The organism is Streptomyces roseirectus (assembly GCF_014489635.1).
GTDB classification, from domain to species: domain Bacteria; phylum Actinomycetota; class Actinomycetes; order Streptomycetales; family Streptomycetaceae; genus Streptomyces; species Streptomyces roseirectus.
Map to the genome: position 1 here is coordinate 1,488,250 of NZ_CP060828.1, position 16,482 is coordinate 1,504,731.

At 72.4% G+C, this 16,482-nt stretch carries 18 protein-coding genes and 1 tRNA gene; 8 read left to right on the plus strand and 11 right to left on the minus strand.

The window, feature by feature from the left end:
* The first annotated feature begins 434 nt into the window (after positions 1–434).
* Complete coding sequence (locus IAG44_RS06015; protein WP_187746081.1) at positions 435–1,148, plus strand: response regulator; 714 nt, start codon at positions 435–437, stop codon at positions 1,146–1,148.
* On the opposite strand, the gene IAG44_RS06020 is transcribed toward IAG44_RS06015, so the two are convergent.
* Positions 1,145–2,083: a Cof-type HAD-IIB family hydrolase gene (locus IAG44_RS06020; protein WP_187746082.1), complete on the minus strand. Its 939-nt coding sequence runs from the start codon at positions 2,081–2,083 to the stop codon at positions 1,145–1,147. The two genes, IAG44_RS06015 and IAG44_RS06020, sit on opposite strands and share 4 nt — an antisense overlap.
* A gap of 165 nt (positions 2,084–2,248) precedes the next feature.
* Here IAG44_RS06020 and IAG44_RS06025 point away from each other — a divergent pair, with 165 nt between their 5' ends.
* The 4 genes from IAG44_RS06025 to IAG44_RS06040 are packed head-to-tail and all read left to right on the plus strand — an operon-like array spanning position 2,249 to position 5,764.
* Positions 2,249–3,697, plus strand: coding sequence for a type I glutamate--ammonia ligase (locus IAG44_RS06025; protein WP_187746083.1), 1,449 nt, complete (start codon positions 2,249–2,251; stop codon positions 3,695–3,697).
* Position 3,698: 1 nt separating this feature from the next.
* Positions 3,699–4,811, plus strand: coding sequence for an amidohydrolase family protein (locus IAG44_RS06030; protein ID WP_187746084.1), 1,113 nt, complete (start codon positions 3,699–3,701; stop codon positions 4,809–4,811).
* Positions 4,812–4,826: 15 nt separating this feature from the next.
* Positions 4,827–5,366: an NUDIX hydrolase family protein gene (locus tag IAG44_RS06035; protein ID WP_187746085.1), complete on the plus strand. Its 540-nt coding sequence runs from the start codon at positions 4,827–4,829 to the stop codon at positions 5,364–5,366.
* Positions 5,366–5,764, plus strand: coding sequence for a (2Fe-2S) ferredoxin domain-containing protein (locus IAG44_RS06040; protein ID WP_187746086.1), 399 nt, complete (start codon positions 5,366–5,368; stop codon positions 5,762–5,764). The genes IAG44_RS06035 and IAG44_RS06040 overlap by 1 nt, the downstream gene beginning before the upstream one ends.
* Positions 5,765–5,788: 24 nt before the next feature.
* Here IAG44_RS06040 and IAG44_RS06045 read toward each other — a convergent pair whose 3' ends face one another.
* Positions 5,789–7,588: an ABC transporter ATP-binding protein gene (locus IAG44_RS06045; RefSeq protein ID WP_246561542.1), complete on the minus strand. Its 1,800-nt coding sequence runs from the start codon at positions 7,586–7,588 to the stop codon at positions 5,789–5,791.
* Between the two features lie 210 nt (positions 7,589–7,798).
* On the opposite strand from IAG44_RS06045, the gene IAG44_RS06050 reads away from it, so the two are divergent.
* A complete protein-coding gene (locus IAG44_RS06050) occupies positions 7,799–8,377 on the plus strand; it encodes a PadR family transcriptional regulator (RefSeq protein ID WP_187746087.1) in 579 nt (192 codons plus the stop codon).
* Positions 8,378–8,445: 68 nt separating this feature from the next.
* On the opposite strand, the gene IAG44_RS06055 is transcribed toward IAG44_RS06050, so the two are convergent.
* Positions 8,446–8,522: transfer RNA gene (locus tag IAG44_RS06055), tRNA-Pro, on the minus strand.
* A 150-nt stretch (positions 8,523–8,672) separates the two neighbouring features.
* Here IAG44_RS06055 and IAG44_RS06060 point away from each other — a divergent pair.
* Both IAG44_RS06060 and IAG44_RS06065 read left to right on the plus strand, forming a co-directional pair.
* Positions 8,673–9,380, plus strand: coding sequence for a thiamine pyrophosphate-dependent enzyme (locus IAG44_RS06060; RefSeq protein ID WP_187746088.1), 708 nt, complete (start codon positions 8,673–8,675; stop codon positions 9,378–9,380).
* Positions 9,381–9,662: 282 nt separating this feature from the next.
* The gene (locus IAG44_RS06065) at positions 9,663–10,577 is read left to right on the plus strand and encodes a transketolase family protein (protein WP_187746089.1); all 915 of its coding nucleotides are present in this window, start codon (positions 9,663–9,665) and stop codon (positions 10,575–10,577) included.
* Positions 10,578–10,616: 39 nt separating this feature from the next.
* Here IAG44_RS06065 and IAG44_RS06070 read toward each other — a convergent pair whose 3' ends face one another.
* The 8 genes from IAG44_RS06070 to IAG44_RS06105 form a co-directional block, all read right to left on the minus strand.
* Positions 10,617–10,973: an MmcQ/YjbR family DNA-binding protein gene (locus IAG44_RS06070; RefSeq protein ID WP_187746090.1), complete on the minus strand. Its 357-nt coding sequence runs from the start codon at positions 10,971–10,973 to the stop codon at positions 10,617–10,619.
* Positions 10,974–11,003: 30 nt separating this feature from the next.
* Complete coding sequence (locus IAG44_RS06075; RefSeq protein WP_187746091.1) at positions 11,004–11,513, minus strand: GNAT family N-acetyltransferase; 510 nt, start codon at positions 11,511–11,513, stop codon at positions 11,004–11,006.
* A gap of 36 nt (positions 11,514–11,549) precedes the next feature.
* Positions 11,550–12,452, minus strand: a complete 903-nt coding sequence (locus IAG44_RS06080; protein ID WP_187746092.1) for a LysR family transcriptional regulator — start codon at positions 12,450–12,452, stop codon at positions 11,550–11,552.
* A gap of 44 nt (positions 12,453–12,496) precedes the next feature.
* Positions 12,497–13,690 carry a glycine C-acetyltransferase gene (locus IAG44_RS06085; RefSeq protein WP_187746093.1) on the minus strand — a complete coding sequence of 398 codons (1,194 nt, stop codon included), beginning with the start codon at positions 13,688–13,690 and terminating at the stop codon, positions 12,497–12,499.
* 10 nt (positions 13,691–13,700) lie between these two features.
* Positions 13,701–14,729 (minus strand): L-threonine 3-dehydrogenase, encoded by a 1,029-nt coding sequence (tdh, locus tag IAG44_RS06090; RefSeq protein WP_187746094.1) that lies wholly within the window; start codon positions 14,727–14,729, stop codon positions 13,701–13,703.
* Between the two features lie 148 nt (positions 14,730–14,877).
* Positions 14,878–15,411, minus strand: a complete 534-nt coding sequence (locus IAG44_RS06095; RefSeq protein ID WP_187746095.1) for a GAF domain-containing protein — start codon at positions 15,409–15,411, stop codon at positions 14,878–14,880.
* A 29-nt stretch (positions 15,412–15,440) separates the two neighbouring features.
* Positions 15,441–16,133: a GTP-binding protein gene (locus IAG44_RS06100; protein WP_246561544.1), complete on the minus strand. Its 693-nt coding sequence runs from the start codon at positions 16,131–16,133 to the stop codon at positions 15,441–15,443.
* Positions 16,111–16,482, minus strand: coding sequence for a DUF742 domain-containing protein (locus IAG44_RS06105; protein WP_187752531.1), 372 nt, complete (start codon positions 16,480–16,482; stop codon positions 16,111–16,113). Before IAG44_RS06105 ends, IAG44_RS06100 begins: the two co-directional genes overlap by 23 nt.

Consider the following 16,482-nt stretch of genomic DNA (forward strand, 5'->3'; position numbering starts at 1 on the left):
CCGCGGCCCGGCGGAAACACCCCGCGCGGACCCCACCCCTCAGGCCCGTACGGAGGCAGACCACCACGCGGACCACACGACACGAGACCCTGACCGGCACATCCCGCAGCGCGCACGGGGCGAGGTCACGAGGCGAAGTTCTGCCTCAGCGGCACACCCGGCGGCCCTGGCCTCAAGCCCGCACAAGACCGGACCGCACGGACCGGACCGGACCGCCCGAGCCTGCCACGGCCCACCCGACCATCCCCGCCGACGGCCACCGCCCGACACCGGACACCCCAGCCCCCCGCCTCCCCAAACCACCCCACCGATCCGCCACCCGCCACCCACCAACCGCCCGCCACCGAACACCCCACCGACCGCCGTCCCGCCGACCACCCCACCCCGCCCCGACCCCCACCGTCCCCACCCACCCCGTGAGGCATGATCGGTCCATGACCGCCCCCGCACCGGCCCCGATGCCGGCCCCCGCCACCCCGATCAGGGTGCTGATCGCCGACGACCAGGAGATGGTCCGCACGGGCTTCCGGTTCTTCCTGGACGCGCAGCCGGACATGACGGTGGTCGCGGAGGCGGCGGACGGGGAGGAGGCGGTGACGCTGGCCCGGCAGGTCCGGCCGGACGTCTGCCTGCTGGACATCCGGATGCCGAGGCTGGACGGCCTGGAGGCGACGCGGCTCCTGGCGGGCCCCGGCGTGGAGGACCCGCTGAGGGTCGTCGTGGTGACGACCTTCGACCTCGACGAATACGTGTACGGGGCGCTGCGCGGCGGGGCGTGCGGGTTCCTGCTGAAGGACTCGGGGCCGACGCTGCTCGCGGAGGCCGTGCGGGCGGCCGCGGCGGGCGACTCGCTGGTGTCCCCGTCGGTCACGGTCCGCCTGCTGAAGCACCTCACGGAGAAGGAGGAGACCCACACCAGGAGAACCGCCGCCGCGCCCTCACTGGCCGACCCCCTCACCGACCGTGAACTGGAGGTCGTCCGGCTGGTGGCACTGGGGCGGACCAACGCGGAGATCGCGACGGAGCTGTTCGTGTCGCTGTCCACGGTGAAGACGCACCTGTCGAGCGTGCAGGTGAAGCTGGGGACCCGCAACCGGGTGGAGATCGCGGCGTGGGCATGGCAGCACGGCCAGGTGAACCCCGCCTAGCGGGCCGCCTCGGCGGCGGGGTCCAGGCCGGGGTCCGGGTCCAGGCCGAGGTCGAGGCCCAGGACGCGGGCGACGGTGCGCAGGACGCCGTTGTCGTTGTTGGACGGCGCGAGGTGGCGGGCCCGGCGGATCACCTCGGGGTGCGCGCCCGTCATCGCAAAGGACCACTCCGCCGCGTCCAGCATCTCCAGGTCGTTGAGGTAGTCGCCGAAGACCATGGTCTGGGCCGGGGTGATGCCCAGCTCCCGCTGGAGCCGGCGCAGCGCGGCGCCCTTGTTGGCGGTGGCGTTCATGATGTCGACCCAGTGCTCGCCGGAGACGACGACCTGGTGGGTCGCGGTGAACGCGGCGAGCGCGGGCGCGACGGTCCGCTCGGCGGAGCCGAAGGAGTAGAGGGCGACCTTGATGATGTCGTCGTCGACGGCGGTGACGTCCTCGACGACCTCGTTGAGCAGGTAGTACCCGCGGACCTCGGCGAGGAACGCGTCGTCGGTCTGCTCGACGTACGCGGACCGCTTGCCGCACACGACGACCCCGACGTCGGCCCCGCCCGCGGCGAGCCGCCGCACGGTGTGGACGACCTCGGCGGCGACGTCGGGATCCAGCGGGTCGGAGCTGAGCTCACGGCCGTCGCGGACGACGTACGTGCCGTTCTCGGCGATGAAGACCATGCCGTCGGCGAGGCCGGTGAAGTCCCGGGCCAGGGTGGCGTACTGGCGTCCGCTGGCCGGGCTGAAGAGGATGCCGCGCTCGCGCAGCACGCCCAGCGCGTCCGCGAGGCCCGCCGGTGGCCGTTTCTCGTCGTCGAGGAGCGTGCCGTCCATGTCGGTGACTATCAGCCGGATGTCGGCGGGGGTGCCGGCGGGGGCTGCGGAGTCGGACAGCTCGCCCGGGGCGAGGTGCGGGGCGTGCTGGGGCGCGGCGGAGTAGGGCATGTCCTGCTTTCTGTACGGGTGCGGGCCGATCGTCAGATTACCGGGGCACCTGACGACCGACCGGACCGTCTCACGACACACACGGCCCACACCTCTCACCACCCCGCCCCGACCCCCCGGACGTGAAACCCTGCCCGAACAGCCCGACTTGCCCGAGGAGGACCCGTGACGACCGCCCTCTCCGACCCCGTCCCCGGCGGCAGGCCGGGTGACGTGGAGCGCGCGAAGACCCTCGCCGGCACCCTGTCCGCCCGCAAAGTGCACGGCGTCGTCCTGGCCTACGTGGACACGGCCGGCGTCCACCGCGTCAAGACGGTCCCCACGGCGAAGCTCCCCTCGGCCGCCGCCTGGGGCGTGGGCATGTCCCCGGTGTTCGACACGTTCCTCGCGAACGACCACATCGTCACGACGGACGTCCTCGGCTCCCCGGACGGCGACCTGCGCCTCTACCCGGACCTGGACCGGCTGACCGTGCTGGCCGCGCAGCCGGGCTGGGCGTGGGCGCCGGTCGACCGGATCACGCAGGACGGCGACCCGCACCCCGCCTGCACGCGCACGGCACTGCGCAGGACCGTCGAGCGCGCCGCCCACGACCACGGCCTGACCTTCCGCGCGGCGATCGAGATCGAGTGGATGCTCGGCCTCGACACGGCCCCGCCCAGTCTCGGCACGGCCCCACCCAGTCTCGACACGGCCCCGCCCGGCACCTTCGTGCCGGCGACAAGCGCCCCGGCATACGGGGCAACGCGCCAGGTAGAGCTGAGCGCGTTCCTCGCGGATCTCCTGGCGGCGTGCGCGGCGCAGGAGTTGGACGTCGACCAGGTCCACCCCGAGTACGCGGCGGGCCAGTTCGAGATCTCGGTGGGCGCGGCGGACCCGGTCGCGGCGGCCGACGTCAGCATCCTCACCCGGCAGACGATCCGCGCGATCGCCGGGCAGCACGGCCTGCGCGTCTCGTTCGCCCCGGCGGTGACCGCGACGGGCGTCGGCAACGGCGGCCACGTCCACCTCTCGGCGTGGCGCGACGGCCGCAACCTGCACACCGGCGGCGACCGCAGGCACGGCCTCACCCCGGACGCGGAGTCGTTCACGGCCGGCGTCCTCGCCCACCTGCCCGCGCTGACGGCCGTCACCGCCCCGAGCCCGGCCAGCTATCTGCGTCTGAAGCCCTCGCAGTGGGCCGGGGTGTTCACCGCGTGGGGCCTGGAGACCCGCGAGGCGGCCGTCCGCCTGGTCCCCGGCACCAGGGGCCACCGCGCCGAACAGGCGAACCTGGAGGTCAAGCCGGTCGACCTCGCCGCGAACCCGTACGCGGCCCTGACCTGCCTGATCGCCGCCGGCCTCGACGGGCTGGCCGAGCGGCGAAGCCTCCCGGAGGAGACGAAGGGCGACCCCGCGGCCCTGACCTCCGAGGAGGCCGCGCGCAGAGCGGTGCGCCGCCTGCCGGTCTCCCTCGCCGAAGCGCTCGCCGAGTTCCGCGGGGACCGGACCCTGCGCGCCGCGCTCGGCCCGGTCCTCGCGGACGCGGTGGCCGCGGTGCGCGAGGGCGAACTCGCCGCCGTGGCGGGCCTGGACGACGAGCAGATCGCCGCCGCCTACCGCTGGGTGTACTGAGATGCGGGTCCACGAGGCGCTGGCCGAACTGGAGTTGGTCGACCACCACTGTCACGGCGTGGTCCCCCACGACCTGGACCGCCCCGCCTTCGAGTCGCTGCTCACCGAGGGCGGCGTCACCCCCTTCGACACCCCGACGGGCATCGCCGTGCGCCGCCACTGCGCCCCCGTCCTCGACCTCGCCCCGCACGCCCACCCGGACGAATACCTCGCCCGGCGCGCGGAGTTGGGCGCGCGGGAGGTCAACCGCCGCTTCCTGCACGCCGCGCGGACCGGAACGTTCTGCGTCGACACCGGCCACACCCCGCTCCCCCTCACGACGCCCGCCGAACTCGCGGACGCGGCACGGGCAACGGCGTACGAGGTGGTCCGACTGGAGTCGGTCGCCGAGCGGTTGAAGGCGGGCGGTGTCGAACCGGACGCGTACGCCGAGGAGTTCACGCGTGCGGTGCACGAGGCGGTGCGGGCTCCCGGGGTCGTCGGCGTCAAGTCGGTCGCCGCCTACCGCACCGGCTTCGGCCTCGACCCGGCGCGTCCGGCGCCGGAGGAGGTGACGCGGGCCGCCCGGACGTGGCTCGCGCACGCGGGGCGCCTCGACGACGCCGTCCTCGTCCGCCACCTGCTGTGGACGGCCGTCGATGTCGGGATGCCGCTTCAGCTGCACACCGGTTTCGGGGACCGGGACATCCGGCTGCACCGGGCCGATCCGAGCCTGCTGACCGACTGGCTGGACGCGGTCCCGGACAGGGTGCCGGTGCTGTTGCTGCACTGCTGGCCGTACCAGCGGCAGGCGGCGTATCTGGCGTCGGTGTTCGGTCAGGTGTACCTGGACGTGGGGCTGACGCTGCACCATGTCGGGCCGGCGCGGGCGGGGGCGGTGCTGGCGGAAGCGTTGGAGATCACACCGTTCGGCAAACTTCTGTACAGCTCGGACGCCTATGGTGTGGCGGAGTTCTACACGCTCGGCGCGCTGGCGTTCCGCCGTGGTCTCGGGGACCTTCTCCAGGGCCGGGTGGACGCGGGTGAGCTGAGTCCGCCCGACGCGGTGCGCCTCGCGCGGTGGGCGGGCGCGGAGAACGCACGCCGGATCTACCGGCTGTCCGACCGGTTCTGAAAGTATGATCAAGCAATGTCTGACATGACCGAGACCACACCCGGTTGGCTGAGCCAGGACGAGCTCGAACTGGCCCGCGCCCGGATGCCGATCCTGTACGTCGAGGCCGTGCCCGTCCGCGTGGACGACCGGGGCGAGATCACCAGCATCGGCCTGCTCCTGCGCATCGGACCGGACGGCGATGTCAGCCGGACCCTGGTCTCGGGCCGGGTCCTGCACCACGAGCGCGTGCGCGACGCCTTGCTGCGGCACCTGGAGAAGGACCTCGGGCCGGTGGCGCTGCCCCGGCTGCCGGCCGCGCTCCAGCCGTTCACCGTGGCGGAGTACTTCCCCACGCAGGGGGTCACGCCGTACCACGACCCGCGTCAGCACGCGGTGTCGCTCGCGTACATCGTGCCGGTGACCGGTGACTGCCAGCCGCGCCAGGACGCGCTCGACCTCGTGTGGTTCGAGCCGCAGGAGGCCGCCTCGCCGGCCGTCCAGAGCGAGATGCCCGGCGGGCACGGCTTCCTGCTGCGCCAGGCCCTCGCCCACGTCGGCCTCTCCGCGTCCTGATGCCGCTTCCCTTCCAGCGCGCCGTCCCCTGCACCCTGGTGGTGTGCAGGGGCTGCTGCTGCGGTGACCGCCGCAAGCACCCCGGCTTCGACCACGCCTGGCAGCTCGACCGCATCCAGGCCGCCGCGGCGGCCTCCGGCGGCGCGTTCGCCGTCCGCACCACCGACTGCCTCGGCCCCTGCGACCAGGCCAACGTCATCGTCGTCCAGCCCTCCACCCCCGCCCGTCTCGCCGGTGCCCGCACGGTCTGGATCGGCTTCGCCACGGACGACGACGCGACGGAAGAACTCATCACCTGGGCCGAGGCGGGCGGCCCCGGCGTGGCCGACCCGCCGGCGGCCCTGGAGATGCAGTTCATCAAGACGCCGAAGGGAAGCAGGGCGCGGTCGCGGCGGTGAGGGGTTTCCACCTGCGCCCCTCCCCTACGCGCGCACCTCCGAATCGGCCGTGTCGTCCAGGAACCCTCCCGACTGGTGCTGCCACAGCCGCGCGTACGCCCCCTCCGCCGCGAGGAGCTCGCTGTGGCTCCCCTGTTCGACGATCCGCCCCCGGTCGAGGACGACGAGCCGGTCCATGCCGGCGACGGTGGACAGCCGGTGCGCGACGACGAGCGTCGTGCGCCCCTCCATGAGCCGCCACAGCGCGTCCTGGACCAGGATCTCGCTCTCGGAGTCGAGCGCGCTGGTCGCCTCGTCGAGGAGGAGGATCGGCGCGTCGCGCAGGATCGCGCGGGCGAGGGCGACGCGCTGGCGCTGGCCGCCGGAGAGCTTGATGCCGCGTTCACCGACCATCGTGTCGAAGCCGTCCGGCAGCGCGTCGGCGAACTCCGTGACGTGGGCGGCCTCGGCGGCGCTGCGGATCTCCGCGTCGGTCGCGCCGGGCCGGGCGAAGGCGATGTTGTCGCGCAGGCTGCGGTGGAACATGGCGGGTTCCTGCGGGACGTACGCGATGAGGCTGCGCAGGTCGGCCTGGCGCAGCCGGCTGATGTCCTGTCCGCCGACGAGGATGCGCCCGCCGTCGATGTCGGTCATCCGCAGCAGCAGCCGCGTCAGGGTCGTCTTGCCGCCGCCGGACCGTCCGACCAGCCCGATCTTCGTCCCGCTCGGGACGTCGAGGTCCAGTTTCTCGAACAGCGGGTCGCCGCCGTCGTGCGCGAAGGTGACCTGCTCGAAGCGGACGTCGGCGGCGCGGGGGCCGAGCGGTTCGGGCGTCGCCGGGTCGACGACGGTCGGCGGCGTGTGCAGCAGCTCGGTGAACTGGGCCGCCTCGGTCATGGAACTCTCCATGCGCCGATAGATCTGATTAAATTCGAACATAATACGAGTAGCATTCATAAAGTACGTGAATGCCACGATGATCGCCTCCACGCTGTGCCCGCCTCCGGCCAGCATGACGGCGAGCAGCAGACCGAGTGCGTTGGTGAGGACGGACATCGGCGCGACGAACGTGTCGATGCGCAGGTTCCCGTAGTCCCACGACCGCAGCATCAGCCGCTTCGACTCCGCGACCCGCACCCGGTGTTCGGCGGCCTCCCGCTCCTCGGCGGCGAAGGCGCGCACGGTGTCCATGTTCATGAGGCTGTCGGCGACGTGTCCGGAGACCCGGGCGATGGCCTCCTCCCGTTCGTCGACGAGCCGTTGCCGGCGCCGGATCAGCGGCGTCGCCCCGGCGGCCGTCACCACGATCATCGTCAACAGGCAGACGACGAGCCAGGGTTCGTAACTCCACAGCACCACCGAGCCGAAGACCAGCGGCACCAGACTCCCCACCACCTGGAACGCCAGCGTGTCCGCGAACTCCTCGAACCGCGCGGCGAAGCTCAGCACCCGTTTGGTCAGTGACCCGGCGAAGTTGTCGTGGAAGAACGCCGCGTCCTTGGCGAAGAGTTCGTCCATGCCGACGACATACAGATTCTCGACCCCCTGGGCGTCGACCCGGTTGAGGCAGTGGATCCCGACCCGCCACAACGCCTCCGACCCCAGCATCACCGCCGCGAACGCGGCGACGTACGGCCATGTCGTGCCGATCGTCGCCGTCCCGTCCTCGGCGATCCGCCCCACCAGTTTCGCCACGACCAGCGGTGCGACGTAGCTGATCCCCGCGTTCCCCAGCGCGGGCAGCAGCATCGCCGGCACCGCCAGCCGTTTGAGCCGGGTGAGTTCCCGTCCGTAGTACCGCAGGGCCAGCATCACCGAGCCCTTGCGTGAGTGCGCCGTATCCATCCCGTCCCTAGATCGTTCGGGCCCCGGGCGCGCGAAAGGGCACGCAAGCGGGGACAATTGGAGGAAGAGCGGGCAGTGTCCCGCGCGGGCGGCGGCGCCGTCCAAGCGTTTTTCACGGACCGTCCACGACTCGTCACACACCGGGTCATGCGGTGCGGGACCGGCACTTCGGCGAAATCGGCCGCTCCCGCCGCCTGTTAGCGTGACCGCATGGCTTTGCGGAACGCGGTGATGGCGGCACTTCTCGCAGGTGAGGCGTCCGGCTACGACCTGGCGAAGGGGTTCGACGCGACGGTCGCCAACTTCTGGATGTCGACGCCGCAGCAGCTCTACCGGGAGCTGGACCGCATGGAGGCCGAGGGTCTGGTCACGGCCCGCCTCGTCGAACAGGAACGCCGCCCCAACAAACGGCTGTTCTCCCTCACGGACGCCGGCCGCGCGGCCGTCCGCGCCTACACCGCCGAGCCGCCGGGCAGGCCCGCGGTGATCCGCGACGAACTGATGGTCAAGGTCCAGTCCCTCGACGCCGGCGACATCGGGGCGGTCCGCACGGCCATCGCCGACCACATCAAACAGGCCGAGACCAAACTCGCCCACTACGAAAAACTCCGCCAACGCCTCCTCGCCGGCCGCTCCGAGGACGCCTACTTCACCGAGTCCCCCCGCATCGGCCCCTACCTCACCCTCCTGCGCGGCATGTCCCTCGAACGGGAGAACATCCAGTGGGCGGAGATGGCGGTACGGAGGCTGGAGCAGCGGATGCGGGTGGCTGAACAGCCGGGGGCGTGAGGGCCGGCGTATGCAAAAAGGCCGCCCTTCCCATTGAGGAAGAACGGCCTCCGACCCGCGAGAAAAGCTGGTCGGGACGACAGGATTTGAACCTGCGACCCCTTGACCCCCAGTCAAGTGCGCTACCAAGCTGCGCCACGTCCCGTTGCCCGTCTGACCTGGGGTTTCCCTTGGCCTGGCGTGCACGGAAAATATACCGCACTCGGATCAGTGGTCGCGCATCACTTTCGCGGGCGGGGCGGACGGGCGGGGTGGATTTGACCTCAAGCTTGGTTGAGGTAGCACGATCGGTGACATGACGATCACCGAAGAACTCGGCAGGACGTACGGCTACGACGATCTGGCGTGGCTGATGGGACGGATGACGGGCGACGAGAAGCACGGACCGGCGGCGACGTCGACGCTGGACGTGGTGTGGGTGCTGTACGACCGGGTGCTGAGGGGCGGGCCGGAGCGGATCGGGGATCCGGGGCGGGACCGGTTCCTGTTGTCCAAGGGGCACGGGCCGATGGCCTACTACGCGGTCCTCGCGGCGAAGGGCTTCCTGCCGGTGGAGTGGCTGGACGGCTTCGGGTCCTACGCCTCCCCCCTCGGCCACCACCCCGACCGCACGCTCATCCCCGGCGTGGAGATCGGCAGCGGCTCGCTGGGCCACGGGCTGCCGCTGGCCGTCGGCACCGCGCTGGGTCTGCGGGCGCAGGGCCTCGACGATCCCGCCGTCTGGGTCCTGGTCGGGGACGCCGAGCTGGACGAGGGCAGCAACCACGAGGCCATCGCCTTCGCCGGGCCCGCCGGGCTCGACCGGCTGCACACCGTCGTCGTCGACAACTCCTCCGCGACGCACTCCCGGCCCGGCGGGATCGCCGCACGGTTCGAGGTGGCCGGGTGGTCGACGGCGACGGTCGACGGGCGCGACCACGAGGCGCTGTACGAGGCGTTCACCGCCCCGCACCCCGGCCGCCCGCACGCGGTCGTGGCCCGCGTCGAGCCGAAGAACCCGTGACCGCCGGACGCCCGAACGGACACGCCGGTCCCGGCTGGGCCGGGGAGCGCATCGATCCCGGCCGGCGTGGAGAAGACGCCGACCTTGGACGTCACAGAGAAGACGCCGCCCCCGGACGACGCAAAGAGCGCGTCGGCCCCCGCTCGGCCGGCGAGCGTTCGAGCCCTGCCCGGCCCGACGAGCGTTGGAGCCCTGCCCGGCCAGGCGAGCGCCTGGCCCCCGGCCCATCCGGCATCCCCTCAGCCTCACCCACCCTCACCCCCCGCTTGACAGGAGCCCCCCATGGACACCATGCGTGACCGTTTCGCCCCCACTCTCACCCGCATCCTCGACGAGGACCCCCGCGTCGCCGTCGTCCTCGCCGTCATCGGTGCGGACGCCTTCGGCGAGGCGCGCCGGCGGCACCCCGGGCGGGTGATCGACGTCGGGATCCGTGAGCAGTTGCTGATCGGCGCGGGCGCGGGGCTCGCGCTGACCGGGATGCGCCCCGTGGTGCACACGTTCGCGAGCTTCCTCGTCGAGCGCCCCTTCGAGCAGGTGAAGCTGGACCTCGGGCACCAGGACGCGGGCGCGGTGCTGGTGAGCGCGGCGGCGTCGTACGACTGGCCGGCCGGCGGTTTCACCCACATGGCGCCCGGCGACGTCGCCCTGATGGACACGCTGGACGGCTGGACCGTGCACGTCCCCGGCCATCCCGACGAGGCCGAGACCCTGCTGCGGCACGCGGTGGCCGCCGGGGACGACAAGGTGTACGTCCGCCTGTCGACGCAGTCGAACACGCGGGCCCTGCCGGTCGACGGCCACGGCTTCCTGACCGTCCGTGAGGGCCGGCGCGGGGTCGTCGTCGCCGTCGGGACGACGCTGGACGCGGTGCTCACGGCGACGGAGCACCTGGACGTGACCGTCCTGTACGCGACGACCGTCCGCCCCTTCGACGCGGAGTCCCTGCGCCGGGCCACCGACTCGGCCGGGACGGACGTCGTCCTCGTCGAGCCCTATCTCGCGGGGACCTCCACGCCCGCCGCGAGCGAGGCCCTGTCCGACCGCCCGCACCGTGTCCTCGCCCTCGGTGTCGGCCGACGCGAGCTGCGCCGCTACGGCACGGTGGAGGAGCACACCGCCGCGCACGGTCTGGACCCGGCGTCCCTGAGGGAGCGGATCGGGGCGTTCCTGGGTCGCAGGACGGCGGCGGCCTGACGCCGGCTGCGTGGAAGGGGCCGGAAGGGCGGGCCGGCCCTACACCCCCGTCACCCCCAGCTCCGGGTACGCCTCCAGCAGCCTCCCCGGCGCCGCCTGTCTCCACGAGTCCGCGAGGATCGCCCGCAGTTCGTCCTCGTCGTCCACGGCGGACAGGCGGGCGCGGACCCAGGCGAACTGGGACTCGTGGTCGGCGATCCAGAACTTCCCGGGTTCGGCGAGGACGAGTTCGTCGCGCTCCTCCTTGGGGCAGCGGACGGCGAGGGAGGTCTCGTCCTCGGGGAGGGTGGCGAACATCTTCCCCGCGACGCGGAACGTCGGCATGCTCCAGGCGATCTTCTCCGTGGTGTCGGGCAGGGACAGGGCGATTCGGCGTACGTCTTCGGCGTCCGGCATGCTTCGCACCGTACCGGCCACCACTGACAGTCACCCTCCGGAGCCCGGCGGGCCGATGCGCTTGTAGTACAAAGTCGTCGGCCGCAGCGTCCCGCCCGGATCCGCCGCGTAGTCCGGAATCACCCCGGCCCGCGTCCACCCCGCCCCCTGGTACAGCCGCTCGGCGGGACTGTCCGTCTCCGTGTCGAGGTGCAGCAGCGTCACCCCGTCCGCGACGGCCGCCTCCTCGGCGGCGTCGAGCAGCCGCCGTCCGAGCCCCCGCCCGCGCGCGTCCCGCGCGACCATCAGCTTGACCAGCTCCGCGCGGTGACGGCTGTTGGGCTTGTCCGGGAAGGCGAGGCTGACCGTGCCGACGACGCGCGGGCCCTCGTGGGCGACCCAGACCGTCAGCCGGGGGTCGGCGGCGCGCTCCTTCCACCAGGCGAGGGCGTCCGCGTGGTCGAGGGGTGCGAGGAAGCCGACGGAGGCGCCCGCGTCGACGACCTCGACGAGGAGGTCCGCGAGGCCGTCGAGGGCGGTGGGATCGAGCGCGGTGATCATGTCACCGGACTGTAGTACCGGGACGCGGCGTCCGGGCTACACCCCGCTCACCTCGGCCAGCGCCGCGAGGACGGGCCGGATCAGCGGATGCGTCTCCGCGCCGCGCCTTATCGCCGCGAAGACCCGCCGCGTGGGCGCGACCCCGTCGACGGGCCGCACCGAGACCCCGGCGAGGTCCATGCCGCGCAGCGCCGAACGCGGGACGAGGGCGACGCCCGCGCCGACGGCGACCAGCGCGACGACCGCGCGGAAGTCGTCCGAGGCGTGCTCCACGCGCGGCTGGAACCCGGCGTTCTCGCAGGCCAGGACGGCGACGTCATGACAGGGGTTGCCGGGGTAGGGCCCGACCCAGACGTCCTTGGCCAGCTCGGCGAGCGGCACCTCGGCGGCGTCCGCGAGCCGGTGGTGCGCGGGGACGACCGCGTCGAAGGGCTCGGCGTAGAGGGGGACGTGGGTGAGGCGGGGGTCGTCGGCGGGCGGGGCGCCGCGGTACTCGACGGCGACGGCGACGTCCACCTGCCGGTCGAGGACCATCGGCAGGCTCGCGTCACCCTCCGCGTCCTGGACGCGCAGCCGGATGCCGGGCGCGGTGCGGGCAAGGCGGGTCATCGCGGGGGCGACGACGAGCGCGATGCCGGTGGCGAACGCGGCGACGGTGACCGTGCCGGCCTCGCCGTTGCTGTACGCCGCCAACTCGGCTTCCGCGCGCTCCAGTTGGGCGAGGACGGCGTTGGTGTGGCCGAGCAGGATCTCGCCGGCCGGGGTGAGGCGTACGCCCTTGGCGCCGCGTTCGACGAGGCGGTGGCCGGTCTCCTGTTCCAGCGCGGCGAGCTGCTGGGAGACGGCGGAGGGGGTGAGGTAGAGCGCGGCGGCAGCCGCGGTGACCGTACGGTGGTCGGCCACCGCACGGAGGATGTGGAGCCGCCGGGCTTCGATCATGGGTCCGATTATCGCAAGGTACTCAAAACTGACCTAATCGCTCCTCACGCGTCCAGTTGCTCGCGCGCCGACACGAACGCGTCCACCGCCCGGTTCACGTCCGCCGTCGAGTGCGCCGCCGACAGCTGGACCCTGATACGCGCCTGCCCCTGCGGAACGACCGGGTACGAGAAGCCGATCACGTACACGCCCCGCTCAAGGAGCAGTTCCGCGAGGCGCCCCGCCCTCGCCGCGTCCCCGATCATCACCGGGGCGATGGGGTGCTCGCCAGGGAGGATGTCGAACCCCTCCTCGGTCATCCGGCGCCGGAACAGCGCCGTGTTCTCGGCGAGGCGCGCGCGCAGGTCACCGGCGGACTCCAGCAGGTCGAGGACCTTGAGGGAGGCCGCGGCGATGACCGGCGCGAGGGTGTTGGAGAAGAGGTAGGGGCGGGAGCGCTGGCGCAGCAGGGCGACGATCTCGGCGCGCGCGGCGACGTACCCGCCGGACGCGCCGCCGAGGGCCTTGCCGAGGGTGCCGGTGACGATGTCGACGCGGTCCATGACGCCGTGCAGTTCGGGTGTGCCGCGTCCGCCGGGGCCGGTGAAGCCGACGGCGTGGGAGTCGTCGACCATGACCATCGCGTCGTACCGGTCGGCGAGGTCGCAGATCTCGCGCAGGGGGGCGACGTAGCCGTCCATGGAGAAGACGCCGTCGGTGACGACCAGGCGGCGCCGGGCCGACTGCGCTTCCTTCAACTGGCGTTCCAGGTCGGCGAGATCGCGGTTGGCGTAGCGCAGGCGGCGGGCCTTGGACAGGCGGATGCCGTCGATGATGGAGGCGTGGTTGAGGGCGTCGGAGATCACCGCGTCCTCCTCGCCGAGCAGGGTCTCGAAGACGCCGCCGTTCGCGTCGAAGCAGGACGAGTAGAGGATCGTGTCCTCCTGTCCGAGGAACCGCGACAGCCGCGCCTCCAGTTCCTTGTGCACCTCCTGCGTCCCGCAGATGAAGCGGACGGAGGCCATGCCGTAGCCCCAGCGGTCGAGTGCGTGGTGCGCGGCGTCGATCACCTCGGGGTGGTCGGCGAGGCCGAGGTAGTTGTTCGCACAGAAGTTCAGCACCTCGCCGGGGCGCCCGCCGGAGCTGACGTTGACGGTCGCCGACTGCGGTGTGTCGATGACGCGTTCGGGCTTGTGGAGCCCGGCGGCGCGGATGTCGTCGAGGGTGGCGCGCAGGTCGTCGCGCACGGAGTCGAACATCGTGGATCCTTCAGCTCGTCCAGTCGAGGATGACCTTGCCGCCCCTGCCGCTCGCGGCGTCGGCGAACGCGGCCTCGTGGTCGCGGTGGTCGTAGCGGCCGGTGATGACGGGGGCGAGGTCGAGGCCGCCCTCCAGGAGGACGGACATGGCGTACCAGGTCTCGAACATCTCGCGGCCGTAGATGCCCTTGAGGGTGATCATCGAGGTGACGATCCGGACCCAGTCGACGGGGAACTCCTCGGCCGGCAGCCCCAGCATGGCGATCTTGCCGCCGTGCGTCATGTTGGCGATCATGTCGCGCAGCGCCTCGGGCCGGCCGGACATCTCAAGCCCGACGTCGAAGCCCTCCCGCAGCCCCAACTCCCGCTGCCCGTCGACGATCTGACGCTCCGACACGTTCAGCGCGAGGCTGGCGCCGATCTTGCGTGCGAGGTCGAGGCGTTCCTCGCTGACGTCGGTGACGACGACGTTGCGCGCGCCCGCGTGCCGGGCGACGGCCGCCGCCATGAGGCCGATGGGCCCCGCGCCGGTGACGAGGACGTCCTCGCCGACGAGGGGGAACGACAGCGCCGTGTGGACGGCGTTGCCGAACGGGTCGAAGATCGCGGCGACGTCGAGGTCGACGGGGACCCGGTGCACCCACACGTTGGACGCGGGCAGCGCGACGTACTCCGCGAACGCCCCGTCCCGGCCGACGCCGAGCCCGACCGTCGCCCGGCACAGGTGCCGCCGGCCGGCGAGGCAGTTGCGGCACTTCCCGCACACGAGGTGCCCCTCGCCGCTGACCCGGTCGCCGATCGCGACGTCCGTGACGCCGGCGCCCAGTTCGACGACCTCGCCGACGAACTCGTGCCCCACGACCAGCGGGGCGGTGATCGACCGGCTGGCCCAGCCGTCCCACGCGCGGATGTGCAGGTCGGTGCCGCAGATCCCGGTGCGGGCCACCTTGATCAGCACGTCACCGGCGCCGACCGCCGGCTCCGGTACGTCCCTGAGCCACAGTCCAGGCTCCGCCTTCTCCTTGACCAGCGCCTTCAACGCAGCGGCTCCTGAGGTGAGTTGTCCGGTCGCGGGCACGGCTGGGCGGCCCGGGTCCGGGGAGGGGGAACGGATACGACCAGCAATCTGCCGCACCGGTGGTGCCCCGGTCCATCGAGCTTTTCTTAAGCGCCGCCGCAGTTGCGCTTCACGCCCTCTCCTCCAGCCGCACGACCAGTTCGGCGGCGGTCGCCTTGACGGTCTCAAGGCCCGTCGTCCCCCAGGTGCGCGGCGTCAGGTCGGCGACACAGACCGTGCCGAGGACCATGCCGGTGCTGTCGAGCAGGGGCGCCCCGAGGTAGGAGCGGACGCCGTACTCGTCGACGATCGGATTGCCGGCGAACCGCGGGTAGTCGCCGACGTCCTCCAGGGCCAACGCCCGCCGCCGGACGACGACATGGGGGCAGTAGCCGTGGTCGCGGGGCAGCGTGCGCCCCAACTCCCCCTTGCCGCCCGGCGCGACGTACAGGCCGGCGAAGAACTGCCGTTGCTCGCCGACGAAGTTGACCATCCCGTAGGGCGCGCGGGTGAGTTCCGCGAGGCGCTGCGCGAGCCGGTCCAGCATGGGCTCCGCGCGCTCCCCGAGGCCGAGTCGGCTCAGCCTCCGGGCCCGCGCGGGGGCCTCCCGGTCCTCCGGGGTCACCAGCAGCCGCCCCACCGGCCGCGGCGGTCCGTAGCTCATCTCAGGGCTCCTCTCGTGGAGTTGCGGGATCACGCTCGGGCGTTCTCGGCGGGGGTGTGCGCGATGAGGTGCTTGACGAGGGTCAGCAGGGTCTGGACGCCGGACGCGGAGATCCGGGCGTCGCAGCGGACCACCGGGATCGCCGGGTTGAGGTCCAGAGCGGCCCGGACCTCCTCCGGGTGGTACCGGTGTCCGCCGTCGAACTCGTTGACGGCGACGATGAATCCGAGGCCGCGCTCCTCGAAGAAGTCGACGGCCGCGAAGCAGTCCTGGAGGCGGCGCGTGTCGGCGAGGATCACCGCGCCGAGGGCGCCCTCGCACAACTCGTCCCACATGAACCAGAACCGCTGCTGGCCGGGGGTGCCGAACAGGTACAGGACGTGGTCCTGGTCCAGGGTGATCCGGCCGAAGTCCATCGCGACGGTCGTCTCCACCTTGTTCTCGACGCCGTCGAGACTGTCGGTGCCGGCGCTGACGGTGGTGAGCAGTTCCTCCGTGCACAGCGGCGCGATCTCGCTGACCGCGCCGACGAAGGTGGTCTTGCCGACGCCGAAGCCGCCCGCGATCAGCACCTTCAGCGCGGTCGGGAAGGGAGCCTGGCCGTCGTCCGGGTCGTACGGGTCATCCGGGTCGTCGGGGTCATCGGGGTCGTAGGGGTCGTACGGGGCGCGGACGCCGTACTCGTCGCGCGCGCCGTACTCAGAGCTGTCGTCGTAGTCCATCGAGCACCGCCTCCAGTAGGGCCCGGTCGGTGGGGTTGTGGTGGAACTCCGGGGGTTTGGTGGTGAGTGCCCCGCAGTCCACGAGGTCCGACAGCAGCACCTTGGTGACCGCGGCCGGCAGCTTCAGGTGGGCGGCCACCTCGGCGACCGGGACGGGAGCGCGGCACAGGTCGAGGGCCTGCGCGTGCTCGGGTCCCAGGTAGCCGAGGGGGCTCGTCCCGGTGGCCCGCACCTGCGACATCAGATCCAGGGCGACGGTGGGCCTGGTGCGCCCGTTGCTCACGGTGAAGGGGCGCACCAGCCGGCCGGCCGCGTCGTCGAGCCAGGGCTCGTCGCCGGCCGCCATCAC